Below are 13,612 nucleotides of genomic sequence, written 5' to 3'. Positions count from 1 at the left end.
ACGCTCGCAATGATCGGAAATACGCGGTAATTTCTCTGACCGGCCGCAATTGAACCGGCGGGGAACCTGTGCCGACTATGGCAGTAGGTGGCTCGCACGGGCAAATCGTGCAAAGGCGGGAAAGAAAAACGGATGAAAAGCTGGCTGTCGTTGCGAGCCATATTGGTATGCAGCCTTGTCGCTCCCTTGCTGGCGCTGTCAGCTCCCGCGCAGGCTGAAAAGCGGGTCGCGCTGGTCATCGGCAACAACGACTACAAGAACGTTCCCAAGCTGCAGAAGGCGGTCAATGACGCCCGCACCATGGGCGACACGCTCAAGCAACTCGGCTTTTCCGTGATGGTTGCCGAAAACCAGACCCGTCAGGCATTCAGCCAGACCCTTTTGGCGTTCGACGCCGCCGTCGAGCCCGGCGACACCGCGTTCTTTTTCTACGCCGGCCACGGCTTTGAGATCGCCGGGCAGAATTTCCTGCTGCCGACAGATGTGCCCGCGGCCAGCGAGGGGCAGGAAGAACTGGTGCGGGATGCCTCGGTGCTCGCCGACCGCATCATCGAGCGGATGCAGAACAAAAAGGTACGCACCGCGATCCTGGTGTTCGACGCCTGTCGCAACAACCCGTTCGAACGCAGCGGAACCCGTGCCGTTGCCGGCGGCGGTGGTCTGGCGCCGATGACCCAGTTGCCGGAAGGCGTATTCTCGGTGTTTTCAGCCGGGCCACGTCAGACCGCGCTCGATCGGCTGTCGAATACCGACGACAATCCCAATTCGGTGTTCACGCGCACTTTCGCCAAGGAATTGCTACAGCCCGGCGAGAACCTCGTTCAGGTCGCGCAACGCACCCGCCGGCTGGTCAGCGAAATGGCGGAGGGCGTCAAACACAAGCAAATTCCGGTTTATTTCGACCAGATGGTCGATGACGTCTTTCTCAACGGCATCGCCAAGAGCGAGCCCGCGGTTGCAAAAGCCGTCGAACCGCCGCAGAAGGTCGCCGCACTGCCGCCGGTGTCGGTGCCGCGCCTGCCGAAGGAAGACTCCGTCAACGCGCCGATCGCGATGTTCTCTCGCCACAATGGCGGCTGGACCGTGGTGTTTTCGATCATGGATCCGACGCTCGGGATTTCCTGGCGAATGGGCGACAGCGGCGACTTCCGCGAGACCGGTTTCCTGGACTCGCTCGATCCGCGCACCCGCAAGCGCATCCCTAATCCCTCGATCGAACTGGCCGCCGACGCGCCCGCGGCGACGATCCAGGTGCGCTACATCGACACCTCGGGTGAATTGCAGGGACCGTTTCCGATCAAGTTCGACCCCGAAGCGGCGCTGATCCACGACCAGCGGAAAATCCTCGATATGACCGCGACAAGCTGGTTGTCGTTCCGCGAGTTCAATGGGCTTCTGGTCTATTACACGCATCTGATGTCATACCGCTGTGCGATCCGTGAAGTACGCATCGGCGTCGATAGCGCGGTGCCGGACCGGGTGCTGAAAATGCCTTCCTGCAATACCAGGGATCCCAGCGCCATTCCGTCCGACGCGCAGCCTTATCTGAAGCTGGCGCCGTCGACCCAATTCGTGTCGGTGGAGTTGACTTACCGCGACGGCAGCGTATCGGAGATCAAGAGTTTCCGGCGCTAACCACACGGATCAGATCATGGACGCGGGTACTTCTTCGGAGCGGCCAAACCAACGCACCCTCACGACACGCTGCTGCATCGTCGGCGGTGGTCCCGCCGGCATGATGCTGGGATATCTGTTGGGGCGCGCCGGGGTCGAAACCGTCGTGCTGGAAAAGCACGAAGACTTCTTCCGGGATTTTCGCGGCGACACCGTGCACCCCTCGACGCTGCAGGTGATGGACGAGTTGGGGCTGATCGACGCTTTCCTGAAGCTTCCGCACCAGCAATTGCAAAAAATGGACGGCAAGTTCGGCGACACCTCGGTTCGCATCGCCGACATCAGCCGTACCGACGCCAAATACCCTTTCATCGCCTTCATGCCGCAATGGGATTTTCTCAATTTCCTGCGCGAATACGGCAAGCGGTTCACCTCGCTCAAGGTCATGATGAAAGCCGACGCGACCGACCTCATCTGGTCGGGCGACAGGGTTGTCGGCGTGAAGGCCGATACGCCGGAGGGGCCGGTCGAGATTCGCGCGGACCTGACCATCGGATGCGACGGGCGGCATTCGGTGGTGCGCCAATGCGCCAGGCTCGAGGTCGATGAAATCGGCGCCCCGATGGACGTGCTGTGGTTTCGGGCCGGCAGGCATCCCGATGAGAACGAAAGCCTGTTCGCGCGGGTCGATAGCGGCAAGATGATGGTGACATTCGACCGCGGCGATTACTGGCAATGCGCCTACGTCATCGCCAAGGGCCAATATGATGCGGTCAAGGCCCGCGGCCTCGACGCCTTCCGCGCCGATGTGACCGGCATGGCGCCGATCCTCAAATCGGGCATGTCGGACGTAAAGACGTGGGACGATGTAAAGCTGCTGACGGTGGCGATCAACCGATTGAAACGGTGGACGCGACCGGGGCTGCTCTGCATCGGCGACGCCGCGCATGCGATGTCGCCGGTCGGCGGCGTCGGCGTCAATCTCGCGGTTCAGGACGCGGTCGCAACGGCTAATCTGCTCGCGGCGAAACTCGTCAGCGGCAGCCCGTCCGAAGAAGAACTGGATGCGGTGCGCCGCCGGCGGGAGTTTCCGATGCGGATGACGCAGGCAATGCAAATCATGGTTCAGAACAACATCATCAGCGCTGCGCTCAAGCCGGGCGGTCAACCGCTAAAGGCTCCGTTCTTTGCGCGGATCGTGAACGCGGTGCCGTGGCTGCAGGGCATCACCGCGAGATTCATAGCGATCGGCGTGCGGCCCGAGCACGTGCGGTCGCCGTCGTCGGCTGGCTGAAGTCAGCCCATCACCGAAAAACCGCCATCGACCGGGATCGCGGTGCCGGTGACGAAGTCTGAAGCAGCCGAGCTCAGAAACACCGCAATCCCCGCGAAGTCAGAGATATCGCCCCACCGCGCCGCGGGCGTACGGGCCAGCACCTTGTCGTGCAGGCCGTCGATCTGGTCGCGGGCGCGCTGGGTAAGCTCTGTGTCGATCCAGCCCGGCAGCACCGCATTGACCTGGATATTGTCGGGTGCCCAGGCGACCGCGCAGGAGCGGGTGAACTGCACGATGCCACCTTTGCTTGCGGCATAGGCCGGCGCGAAACTGGCGCCGAAGATCGACATCATCGAGCCGATATTGATCACCTTGCCAGCGCCGGCGGCTTTCATCGCGGGGTAGGCCGCCTGCGAGCACAGGAAGGCGCTGGTGAGGTTGGTCTTGATCACGCTGTCCCATTCCTCGAGCGACAACGCGTGGGGCGGTTTTCGTATATTGATGCCGGCATTGTTGACGAGAATGTCGATCCGGCCGAGTTCGCGTACCGTGCGTTCAACCATCGCTGTGACCGCCGATGTGTCGGTGACATCGGCGACAACGGATATCGCCCTGACACCGAGCTTGGAGAGGTCCGCGGCGGCGGCTGCCGACTTCGCCTCGTTGCGTCCGACAATTGCGATGCCGGCGCCGGCTTCCGCCAGCCCGCGCGCCATGCCGAAGCCAATTCCGCCATTGCCGCCGGTGACGATGGCCACCTTGCCGCGGAGATCGAATGGTTTTGATGTCATTGGTAATTTCCTCTCTGTCATGCCCGGGCTTGTCCCGGGCATCCACGTCCTTCTTGTCGCTCGTGTTTAAAGACGTGGATGGCCGGGACAAGCCCGGCCATGACGACAATGACGTATCCGACGCCGTTTTAGCGCCTGCTCTGCCAGATCAGAATCGATCCCAGGACGGCCAGCGCAGCGCCATATCCGGCCCACTGCGTCTGACTGATCATGAAACTCGATTCCGGCCATTTGATCACGCCGGTGCCCTGGCCGATCCACAACAGGCCAATAGCAAGCGCGACCAGGCCGAGGATCAAGAGCGGGGCGCGCATGGGGCTTCCTTGAGGAGCGCGCTGGCCGCGTGGCGATCGCACAACCGAAGCGAGATTGGCGCGCATGCCGATGTCTTGCAAGGGCAGGGATGACACGCCAGTTCGCGCGCCGGCGAGGCTTACTGAAGGCACAAAAAAGCCCCGGGCGATGCCGGGGCTTTTTCTTAGAGCAATTAGCTCAAATCAATACTTGGCAACGACCGGACCGGTCCAGTTGAAGCGATAGACCAGCGAGGTGCTGATGGTCTCGACGAAGGGCTTGAACTGTACGGTTGCAGCCGTCGGAAGGCCGGTCGCAATATTGGTTTCCACCAGGTTCGCGCGATCGAAGTAGGCGGCGCGATATTCGGTCTTCATGAACCAGCCGGGAGCCGAGAAACCGAAGATATTCAGGTTGTTTTCGACACCACCGCCAACAAACCAGCCATTCCGATGGAAAGAAGACGTCGTATCAAGAGCTGTTCCGGTGAGAACCGAAGAAAGCGTCGAACCCGACCAATAGGACTGGGTGTAGCCGGCGTTGACATACGACAATACGTTCGGAGCTACGAGGTAGCCGAGGCGTGCGCCGGCAGCCCATGTGTCCTGAAGCTTCACGGTGCCAGTAAGCGCACCAGCGCCTGTGGCGACTCCGGGGATCGAGCCCTTGAGGCTACCAAACTGGCCGTCTGCCAGGATGCCCAATACCCAAGCGTTGTTGAACTGCCAGTCATAGCCAGCACCCACGGTGCCGAACCAGCCATCGCCGCCGAGGCGCTGACCGCCCACAACCGTCGCTCCGGTCGTGGTATTGATCACGCTGGTATCAGCATCCCAGACGCCGCCGCCGCCGCCGCCGAAGATATAGAAGCCAGTCCAGCTCGGTGTCTGCACAATCACCGGCGCCTTGGTGTAGGTCCGAGCCGGAAGGTCGGCTGCGAGAGCCGATCCGGAGAACGCTGCGACCGCGGTCAGAGCCAGTACCAATTTCTTCATGTCTAAATCCTCAGTGACTGCCCGGTACCCGACCGAGCGAATAAGTGCAGATGCACTCGAAGCTCACGAACAGTTATAGCTGGTTTGGTCCAAAATGCTGTTGCAGCGCAGGCACACCCGCCGGAAAACGACCTGAGGAAATTCATCCAAAAAGCCGGTAAATTGCGACAAATTGGCCTGTTTGGAGGGCGAAACGGCCCTCAGATACCCCTGGGTGTCCGATAGGGACCCGCTAGACGTCCAGCAGGTCCTCATTGGCGAATTCCGCCTTGTCGGAAATGAAGGCAAACCGCGCCTCGGCCTTGGTGCCCATCAGGCGCTCGACCGAATCGGCGGTGCCCTCGCGGTCGTCGGCCAACAGCACGACGCGCAGCATGGTGCGCTTGGCCGGATCCATCGTGGTTTCCTTCAATTGCGCCGGCATCATTTCGCCGAGGCCTTTGAAGCGGCCGACGTCGACCTTGGCGTTGGCATTGAACTCGCTCTTCAGGAGCGCGTCCCGGTGCGCCTCGTCGCGGGCGTAGACCGTCTTGCTGCCGTGGGTCAGCCGGTACAGCGGCGGTACAGCGAGATAGAGATGGCCTTCATCGATCAGCCGCGGCATCTGCCGGTAGAAGAAGGTGATCAGCAGCGAGGCGATGTGCGCGCCGTCGACATCGGCATCGGTCATGATGATGATGCGGGCGTAACGCAAATCCTCTTCCCGATAATGCGCGCCGGTGCCGCAGCCGATCGCCTGCATCAGGTCGGCGAGCTGGGCGTTGGCGGTGAGCTTGTCCTTGGTGGCGGAGGCGACATTGAGGATCTTGCCGCGCAAGGGAAGGATCGCCTGGGTCTTGCGGTCGCGCGCCTGCTTGGCGCTGCCGCCGGCCGAGTCGCCCTCGACGATGAACAGTTCAGAGCCTTCCGAGGCCGTGTTGGTGCAGTCGGAGAGCTTGCCGGGCAGGCGCAGTTTCTTCACCGCGGTCTTGCGGGAGATTTCCTTTTCGGCGCGGCGGCGTAGCCGCTCATCGGCGCGCTCGACCACGAATTCCAGCAGCTTGTTGGCTTGGAGGGGATTGCCGGACAGCCAGTGATCGAACGGATCCTTGATGGCCTGTTCGACGATGCGCTGCGCTTCGGCGGTGGCGAGGCGGTCCTTGGTCTGGCCCTGGAATTCCGGCTCACGCACGAAGACCGACAGCATCACGGCGGCACCGACCATCACGTCTTCGGAGGTGATAGAGGCGGCTCGCTTGCCCTGGCCGACGCGCTCGGCGTGATCCTTAAGGCCGCGCAGCAGCGCGCTGCGCATGCCCGATTCGTGGGTGCCGCCATCCGGCGTGGGCACGGTGTTGCAATAGGAGGACAGGAATCCGTCGGCATCCGCGGTCCATGCCACCGCCCATTCGCAGGCGCCGTGGGCGCCGTTGCGGCCGGATTTGCCGGCGAAGATATCCGGATGCACCAGGGTGTCGGCATGAACCGCCGCGCCGAGATAATCTTTCAACCCGCCAACGAAATGGAACTTGGCTTCCGCAGGGACGTCCTCGATGCCCTTGAGCAGCGCGGGGTCGCAGCGCCAGCGGATCTCGACGCCGCCGAACAGATAGGCCTTGGAGCGCGCCATCTTGAACAGGCGCTGCGGCTTGAAAGTGGCCTTGGCACCGAAAATGTCGGTGTCCGGCTTGAAGCGGATCGTCGTGCCGCGGCGGTTGTTGATCTTGCCGAGGTCTTCGAGCTTGCCCTTGGGATGGCCGCGCTCGAACGTCATGCGATAGAGCTTCTGGCTGCGGGCGACCTCGACCTCGAGGCGCGAGGAGAGCGCATTCACCACGGACACGCCGACGCCGTGCAGGCCGCCCGAGGTCTCATACACTTTCGAGTCGAATTTGCCGCCGGAGTGCAGCGTGCACATGATGACTTCGAGCGCGGACTTCTTCGGAAATTTCGGATGCGGATCGACCGGGATGCCGCGGCCGTTGTCGGTGATGGTCAGGAATCCGTCCGCACCGAGTTCGACCTCGATGAAATCGGCATGGCCGGCCAGCGCCTCGTCCATCGAATTGTCGATCACTTCGGCGAACAGATGATGCAGCGCCTTCTCGTCGGTGCCGCCGATATACATGCCCGGACGGCGGCGAACCGGCTCGAGGCCTTCCAGCACCTCGATGTCGGCTGCGGTGTAGCCGGCCTCTGCGCTGGCGGCGCGCGACGCCACCTTGAGCGGCGCGCGGGCTTTGGGCTCAGACCCGAACAGGTCGTTGGCTTTGGCTTTAGTATTCGATTTCAATGATTTAGGCATGTTTTTTCATGTGTTGTATGCGCTTTCGATGGCGCGAATCAGTTCCCGTGACTATGCCACGGATAGGCTTAGATAGTGACGGTTGGCGCCCGGCGCACACCGGCGCCTTGTCCCCACCTTTGTGACTTGATGTGATGGGAAGGGCTGGCTTACCTGCTCCGGGGCATTGAAGCTGCAGAAAAGTTCCGCGCCTCGAACAGGCCGGTTCCCGGGAGAGGGCGTTCACGACATGGAAGATTTCGCGCGCGCGCTGGCCGATTTTGTGCGCGACCATCAGGCATGGGCGGCACCGATCGTTCTGCTGCTGGCTTTCGGTGAATCGCTCGCCTTCATCTCGCTCCTGATCCCGGCCTGGGGCGCGCTGGTCGCCATCGGTGCATTGATCGGCGCCAGCGGTATCAGCTTCTGGTCGGTCTGGATTGCCGGCGGTATCGGTGCGGCGCTTGGCGACTGGGTCTCCTACTGGTTCGGCTTCAAATACAAGGAACAGGTCGCGCAGATGTGGCCGCTGTCGCGCTATCCCGACATCCTGCCGCGCGGCGAAGCGTTCGTGAAAAAATGGGGCTCGCCCAGCATTTTCATCGGACGGTTTTTCGGTCCGCTGCGGGCCTCGGTGCCGCTCGCGGCCGGCATATTCGAGATGCCGTATTGGCGCTTTCAAATCGCCAATTGGGTGTCGGCGTTGATCTGGTCGGCCGCCCTTCTGCTGTTCGGCGATGTGATCGGCCAAATCGCCGAATGGCTATGGCGCACGATCTAGCATCGGAATAGGGCGGCGGAAGAGGGGTTAGCGCTTCTGAATGTCGTTGCCGGCTTTCGCCTCGCCGTCATCGCCCGGCGGGCAAAACGTTGCTAAGACTTGTCGTGAAAAATGCCGAGAACGGAAAACCTGCCGAACTCATCGTCTCAAAAGGGAGGACATCACATGGATCTGACACGCCGTGACGCATTGGCTGGAGCCGCCGGGATCGCTGCCGCGCCGCTATTGGCAAACATCCCCGCCCACGCCGCCGCTGTGCCGCTCGCCGACAAGCAGGCGCCGAGCTTCTATCGCTACAAGGTCGGCGACATCCAGGTGACTGCGGTTTCCGATGGCGCCAACACGTTTCCGCTCGCCGACTCCTTCGTGCCGAACGCGAAAAAGGACGAGATCAACGCCGCCCTCGACAAGGCGTTTCAGCCGAAAGACAAGGTCACGATCTATTTCGCGCCGCTGGTGATCAATACCGGCTCGAAGCTCGTGGTGCTCGATACCGGCAATGGTCCGGAGGCGTTCAAGTCGAGCAAGGGAGCGGTTGGCCAGTTCCCCGCCAACATGGCGGCCGCAGGATTCGATCCCAAGGCAGTCGATACCGTGGTGATCTCGCATTTCCACGGCGATCACGTGAACGGTTTGCTGAATGCTGACGGCACGCCTGCATTTCCCAACGCCGAAATTCTGGTGCCGGCGACCGAGTGGAAGTTCTGGATGGATGACGGCGAGATGAGCCGCGCATCGAACGACCGGATGAAGGGTCTGTTCAAGAACAACCGCAACATCTTCGAGGCGGCGCTTAAGAAGAAGGTCACGCCCTATGAATGGGGCAAGGAAGTCGCACCGGGCCTGCTCGCGGTTGAGACCGTCGGCCATACGCCGGGCCACACTTCCTATGTGTTGTCATCGGGTTCGGGCAAAGTGTTCATCCAGTCGGATGTCACCAACAACCCCTATCTGTTCGCGGCCAATCCGGGCTGGCACGCGTTCTTCGATCAGGACGGGGATATCGCGGAAAAGACCCGCCGGCGGGTCTACGACATGATCGTCGCCGAAAAGCTGCAGGTGCAGGGCTTCCACTATCCGTTCCCGGGCATCGGCAACGTGGTCAAGGACGGCGACGGCTACCGCGTGGTGCCGGCGCCATGGAATACCAGTCTTTGATGGGCCTGCGTTTATCTTGACGAAAACCGGGCGCGGCCTTATAGCCGCGCCCATGATCAACGCCGTGACCATCTCCGCCGCCCGCCGCCGCCGCATTCTCGCGGTATGGGCGGACGTCTGCGTTTAAGATTGTCGCCCCTGCCGCCGGATCCAGTCCGCGGCAATTTCCTTACCAAGCAGCGCGATTTGATCTGGTGGCTCCTACGTCAAGCAGGAGTTTGAAATGTATACGCCTCCGATGTTCAAGTCCGATCGCGCCGCCAGCCTCGCGTTCGCGCAAGCGCGCGGATTTGGCACGGTCTGCGCGTGGGATGGCAGTCGGCCGATCGCCTCATCGCTGCCGTTTTACCTGGCGTTTGCCGATGACGGCACGCCGCAAATGGCGTTCCACGTCGCACGTCACAATCCGCTGGTGAAACTAGCGGACGGAACCTCGTCCTGGCTGATGGCGGTGACGGGGGCGGATGCCTATGTGTCGGCGGACTGGTACGTGTCGCCGGATCAGGTGCCGACCTGGCTGTATCAGGCAGTGCATTTGACCGGCACGGTGCGCAGATTATCGGACAGCGAACTCGGGCCGCACCTCGACGTGCTCAGCGCCAAATTCGAAAACTGGCTGGCGCCGAAACCGCCGTGGATGTCATCGAAGATGACGGCGGGGCGATTGGCCGCGATGAAACAGGCGATCGTCGGCCTGGTAATGACGGTCGAGGAGATCGAGGGCAGTTTCAAGCTCAACCAGCACAAATCCGACGTCGATCACGTCGCCGTGGCGAATGCGTTGACGCAGCAGCCGGACGTCGCCGCGCAGACCATTGGAAAGCAGATGGTCGCGCTGCGGCCGCAGTTGGATTACATGTCATCTACGCCTGCTAGCGTGGCCGCGGATGGAAGGAGCACGTCATGACTGTCATCGACACCAAGCAACCGCAAGGGAAGCCCCTGACGTCAGGCGTTTCGCGGCAACCCACTGTGTTCGTGGATGGAGCCGCGGGAACGACGGGCCTCGGCATTCGCGAGCGGCTGGACGCGCAAAGCGATGTCGCGCTCAAAACCATCCCTGATGACAAGCGCAAGGATGCGAAGGCCAAGCTGGCGCTGATGGAGGAGGTGGATCTCGTCATCCTCTGCCTGCCGGATGATGCCGCGCGCGAAACCGTTGCGCTGATCGACAGCATGGGCGTGGCGGCGCCCAAGGTGCTGGACGCCTCGTCGGCGTTTCGCGTCGCGCCCGACTGGACCTATGGTTTTCCGGAACTGGCGCCAGATCAGGCCGACAAGATCCGTGCGGCCCGAAAAGTCTCAAATCCCGGCTGCTATCCGACCGGCGGGGTGGCGCTGTTGAGGCCGCTGGTGGATGCCGGGATCGTGCCGAAAGATTATCCCATCACCATCAATGCGGTCAGCGGTTATTCCGGCGGCGGTAAATCCATGATCGAAAGTTTCGAAGGTGGCACCGCACCGGCGTTTGAGCTCTATGGCCTCGGCTTCGAGCATAAGCATTTGCCGGAGACGCAGCTCTATTCGGGGCTTAGCCGGCGGCCGATCTTTGTGCCGTCGGTCGGCGATTTCCGGCAGGGCATGCTGGTGTCCGTGCCGCTGCATCTCGACACGCTTCCGGGCAAGCCGGACGCCGCGGCGCTCCATGCAGCGCTCGCGAAGCGCTATGCCGGCAGCCCCTATGTCTCGGTGATGCCGCTTGATGATGCCGCGATCAAGAGCGGACGCATCGAGCCCGAGGCGCTCAACGAGACCAACAAGCTTGAGCTGTATGTCTTTGCGAACCCCAAATATCCGCAGGCGGTTTTGGTCGCGCGGCTCGACAATCTGGGGAAGGGCGCCTCCGGCGCCGCGATCCAGAACATGCGGCTGATGTTGGGGTTTGCCGGTTAGCAACCGAACAGCAACCCAAGCCGTCATTGCGAGAAGCAAAGCGACGAAGCAATCCAGTTTTATGTGACGCTGGATTGCTTCGTAGAGCCTTCATCGGGCGGCGCTTTGCGCCGACTCGATGGCTTCAGACAATCTTGAAAATCGCCAGCGCGAGCACGGCCTGCGCCAGGAATCCGACGACGAACGCCAGCGTGCGGAACACCGGCAGGCCCATCGTGTAGACGATCAGATGCGCGAGGCGAGCCCAGAAATACACCGCGCACGCCAGCACGGTCCATTGGGTCGAGTAGTCGATCGCGTTGAGGATCAGCACCAGCGGCGCGAACAAGATGAGGTTCTCGATCGCGTTGTCATGCGCGAACATCAGGCGCGTGGCCCATTCCGCGAGGGGCTTGTCGTTGCGGGATGGATTGGCCATCGCGCCGCCGAGGCCGCGAACCTGACAGCGATTGAGCGTGTAGGGGATCCACAAAATTCCCGTCAGAATGACCGTCAGCGTCAGCCAGAACAATTCGCGCGTCATAGGTTTCCCCTCAATCCAGGTTACAGGTCCCGTCCCGGCGGGACGGCCTGTTATATTCAAACATTTGGCGCTGCGCTATGCGCGGACCCGGACGTAGCTGCCAGGCGCATCCTCGATCGGCGGCAGCGCGGCGGCGCCGACGGCGCGCGCGGGCATTTCCTCCGCGTCGATGCTGGCAAGCCATTGGCGCCAGTCGGGCCACCACGATCCCTTGTGCTCCTGCGCGCCCTTGAGCCAGTCCGTCAACGTGACGTCCTTGATATTGTCGTTGGTCCAGAACTGGTATTTGCCCGACGCAGGAGGATTGACCACGCCGGCAATATGGCCGGATCCGGACAGCACATATTTCACCGGGCCGCCGAAAAACTGCGAGCCGTAGAGCACGGAATCGGCCGGCGCGATGTGATCCTCGCGGGTTGCCAGATTGTAGACCGGCACCTTGACCTTCGACAGGTCGAGCAGCGTGTTGTCCAGCACCATGGTGCCGGCGGATAGCCGGTTCTCCAGATAGCAGTTGCGTAAGTAATACGAATGGTTCGCCGCCGGCATCCGCGTCGCATCCGAATTCCAGTGCAGCAGGTCGAAGGCGGAGGGCGGCTTTCCCTTCAGGTAATTGCTGACCACATAAGACCAGATCAGATCGTTCGAGCGCAGCATGTTGAAGGCCATCGCCATCTTGCTGCCTTCGAGAACGCCGGCCGCCTGCATGTCGCGCTCAAGTGCGGAAATCTGGTCTTCATCGACGAACACCAAGAGATCGCCGGCATGGGTGAAATCGACCTGCGCCGCCATGAACGTCGCCGAGGTCACACGCACGCGGCGCTTTTCCGCAAGCCACGCCAGCGTCGAGGCGAGCAGGGTGCCGCCGACGCAATAGCCGATGGTGTGGACCTTCATCTCGCCGGTGGCCCGCTCGATCGCGTCCATCGCGGCCAGTGGGCCTTCCTTCATGTAATCCTCGAAGGTCTTGTTGCCGAGGCTCTTGTCCGGGTTGACCCAGGAGATCACGAATACCGTGAGGCCCTGATCGACACACCATTTGATGAAAGATTTTTCCGGCTTGAGATCGAGGATGTAGAATTTATTGATCCAGGGCGGCACGATCAGGAGCGGCGTGCGCAGCACGCTTTCCGTCGCGGGCGCGTACTGAATGAGCTGCATCAGCTCGTTCTGGAACACCACCTTGCCCGGGGTCGTCGCCATGTTGACGCCGACCACGAGGTTGGATGGATCGGACTGGCGAATGCGCAGCGTGCCGTGGCCCGCTTCGATGTCTTCCGCCAGCATCTTCATGCCGCGAACGAGGTTGCCGCCGTTGGACGCCAGGGTTTCGCGTAGCACTTCCGGATTGGTCAGCACGAAGTTCGACGGCGCCAGCGCGTTGGTGATCTGCTGGACGTAGAACTCGGCTTTCTTGCGGGTGTGCGGATCGAGCCCCTCGGCATTGCGCACGAGGTCCTGCGCCCACTGCGTGGTCAGCAGATAAAGCTGCAGCACGAAATCGAAAAACTGGTTCGACTTCCATTCGGGATCGGCGAAACGTTTATCGCGCGGCGAGGGTGAGATCGCGGGCTTGGCGTCTTCACCGGCCATGCGGCGCACGGCTGAGCCCCACAGGTCGATATAGGCCTTGGCTAGCTTCGACTGCAGATCGGCCGCGCGCGTTTCGTCCGAGAGCCAGAATTCGGCGACCGCGCTGAACGTCTTGATGACCTCGCCGATTTCGCTCGGCGGCTTGTCCCGCGCTTCGCCGTTCTCGCGCGGCTTGAGATAGGCCGCGAGCGCCTGTCCGCTGCTCTCCATCGCGCGCGCGAGATTCATCGCGAACGCTTCGGGTTCGAATTTTTTTGTGCTCTGGGTTTCAGTCGTGACGTCAGCCATTGCCTGACACTATAGGTTCATTTCAGGTTCGTCACCGCGCAGATCGGCGTTGATGGTGTTGATGTCAAGCCACCCATCTGGCGTGTTGCACCGCGACAAACTATCTTGGTTCTGTCATATTGAGGCCCCAACGCTGCGATTTC

12 protein-coding genes are annotated in these 13,612 nt (G+C 61.8%); 6 read left to right on the top strand and 6 right to left on the bottom strand.

Annotation, left to right across the window (positions count from 1 at the left end):
* The first annotated feature begins 132 nt into the window (after window positions 1-132).
* Both HB676_RS08940 and HB676_RS08935 read left to right on the top strand, forming a co-directional pair.
* Window positions 133-1,635 carry a caspase family protein gene (locus tag HB676_RS08940; RefSeq protein ID WP_213737390.1) on the top strand — a complete coding sequence of 501 codons (1,503 nt, stop codon included), beginning with the start codon at window positions 133-135 and terminating at the stop codon, window positions 1,633-1,635.
* A gap of 16 nt (window positions 1,636-1,651) precedes the next feature.
* The gene (locus HB676_RS08935; protein WP_213737389.1) at window positions 1,652-2,908 is read left to right on the top strand and encodes an FAD-dependent oxidoreductase; all 1,257 of its coding nucleotides are present in this window, start codon (window positions 1,652-1,654) and stop codon (window positions 2,906-2,908) included.
* A 2-nt stretch (window positions 2,909-2,910) separates the two neighbouring features.
* Here the strand turns inward: HB676_RS08935 and HB676_RS08930 are convergent, their stop codons facing one another.
* From HB676_RS08930 to parE, 4 genes are all read right to left on the bottom strand, one after another.
* Window positions 2,911-3,681, bottom strand: coding sequence for a glucose 1-dehydrogenase (locus HB676_RS08930; RefSeq protein ID WP_213737388.1), 771 nt, complete (start codon window positions 3,679-3,681; stop codon window positions 2,911-2,913).
* Between the two features lie 128 nt (window positions 3,682-3,809).
* On the bottom strand, window positions 3,810-3,995 hold the full coding sequence (locus HB676_RS08925) for a hypothetical protein (protein WP_213737387.1): 186 nt from the start codon (window positions 3,993-3,995) through the stop codon (window positions 3,810-3,812).
* Between the two features lie 183 nt (window positions 3,996-4,178).
* Entirely contained in the window at window positions 4,179-4,970 is a 792-nt protein-coding gene (locus tag HB676_RS08920) for a porin family protein (protein WP_213737386.1), read from the bottom strand.
* A gap of 232 nt (window positions 4,971-5,202) precedes the next feature.
* On the bottom strand, window positions 5,203-7,254 hold the full coding sequence (gene parE / locus HB676_RS08915; RefSeq protein ID WP_213737385.1) for a DNA topoisomerase IV subunit B: 2,052 nt from the start codon (window positions 7,252-7,254) through the stop codon (window positions 5,203-5,205).
* A gap of 229 nt (window positions 7,255-7,483) precedes the next feature.
* Here parE and HB676_RS08910 point away from each other — a divergent pair, with 229 nt between their 5' ends.
* From HB676_RS08910 to argC, 4 genes are all read left to right on the top strand, one after another.
* The gene (locus HB676_RS08910; RefSeq protein ID WP_213737384.1) at window positions 7,484-8,014 is read left to right on the top strand and encodes a DedA family protein; all 531 of its coding nucleotides are present in this window, start codon (window positions 7,484-7,486) and stop codon (window positions 8,012-8,014) included.
* A gap of 165 nt (window positions 8,015-8,179) precedes the next feature.
* Window positions 8,180-9,172 carry an MBL fold metallo-hydrolase gene (locus HB676_RS08905; RefSeq protein WP_213737383.1) on the top strand — a complete coding sequence of 331 codons (993 nt, stop codon included), beginning with the start codon at window positions 8,180-8,182 and terminating at the stop codon, window positions 9,170-9,172.
* A 223-nt stretch (window positions 9,173-9,395) separates the two neighbouring features.
* Complete coding sequence (locus tag HB676_RS08900; RefSeq protein ID WP_213737382.1) at window positions 9,396-10,079, top strand: FMN-binding negative transcriptional regulator; 684 nt, start codon at window positions 9,396-9,398, stop codon at window positions 10,077-10,079.
* A complete protein-coding gene (argC, locus tag HB676_RS08895) occupies window positions 10,076-11,065 on the top strand; it encodes an N-acetyl-gamma-glutamyl-phosphate reductase (protein WP_213737381.1) in 990 nt (329 codons plus the stop codon). The genes HB676_RS08900 and argC overlap by 4 nt, the downstream gene beginning before the upstream one ends.
* A 124-nt stretch (window positions 11,066-11,189) precedes the next feature.
* Here the strand turns inward: argC and HB676_RS08890 are convergent, their stop codons facing one another.
* Together HB676_RS08890 and phaC are read right to left on the bottom strand one after the other, a co-directional pair.
* Window positions 11,190-11,588 (bottom strand): MAPEG family protein, encoded by a 399-nt coding sequence (locus tag HB676_RS08890; RefSeq protein WP_213737380.1) that lies wholly within the window; start codon window positions 11,586-11,588, stop codon window positions 11,190-11,192.
* 75 nt (window positions 11,589-11,663) lie between these two features.
* The gene (gene phaC, locus HB676_RS08885; RefSeq protein WP_213737379.1) at window positions 11,664-13,469 is read right to left on the bottom strand and encodes a class I poly(R)-hydroxyalkanoic acid synthase; all 1,806 of its coding nucleotides are present in this window, start codon (window positions 13,467-13,469) and stop codon (window positions 11,664-11,666) included.
* Window positions 13,470-13,612: the final 143 nt, after the last annotated feature.

Source organism: Bradyrhizobium sp. dw_411 (assembly GCF_018449695.1).
GTDB lineage: Bacteria > Pseudomonadota > Alphaproteobacteria > Rhizobiales > Xanthobacteraceae > Bradyrhizobium.
Note: the sequence above shows the minus strand (reverse complement) of the source record. Positions and strands in the feature narration are given on the sequence as shown.

Bases quoted from the DNA above. Each gene is read 5' to 3' on its own strand.
- phaC (WP_213737379.1), bottom strand. From the start codon at position 13,469: ATGGCTGACGTCACGACTGAAACCCAGAGCACAAAAAAATTCGAACCC.
- HB676_RS08935 (WP_213737389.1), top strand. From the start codon at position 1,652: ATGGACGCGGGTACTTCTTCGGAGCGGCCAAACCAACGCACCCTCACG.
- HB676_RS08905 (WP_213737383.1), top strand. From the start codon at position 8,180: ATGGATCTGACACGCCGTGACGCATTGGCTGGAGCCGCCGGGATCGCT.
- HB676_RS08890 (WP_213737380.1), bottom strand. From the start codon at position 11,588: ATGACGCGCGAATTGTTCTGGCTGACGCTGACGGTCATTCTGACGGGA.
- HB676_RS08920 (WP_213737386.1), bottom strand. From the start codon at position 4,970: ATGAAGAAATTGGTACTGGCTCTGACCGCGGTCGCAGCGTTCTCCGGA.
- HB676_RS08940 (WP_213737390.1), top strand. From the start codon at position 133: ATGAAAAGCTGGCTGTCGTTGCGAGCCATATTGGTATGCAGCCTTGTC.
- HB676_RS08900 (WP_213737382.1), top strand. From the start codon at position 9,396: ATGTATACGCCTCCGATGTTCAAGTCCGATCGCGCCGCCAGCCTCGCG.
- HB676_RS08910 (WP_213737384.1), top strand. From the start codon at position 7,484: ATGGAAGATTTCGCGCGCGCGCTGGCCGATTTTGTGCGCGACCATCAG.
- parE (WP_213737385.1), bottom strand. From the start codon at position 7,254: ATGCCTAAATCATTGAAATCGAATACTAAAGCCAAAGCCAACGACCTG.
- argC (WP_213737381.1), top strand. From the start codon at position 10,076: ATGACTGTCATCGACACCAAGCAACCGCAAGGGAAGCCCCTGACGTCA.
- HB676_RS08930 (WP_213737388.1), bottom strand. From the start codon at position 3,681: ATGACATCAAAACCATTCGATCTCCGCGGCAAGGTGGCCATCGTCACC.
- HB676_RS08925 (WP_213737387.1), bottom strand. From the start codon at position 3,995: ATGCGCGCCCCGCTCTTGATCCTCGGCCTGGTCGCGCTTGCTATTGGC.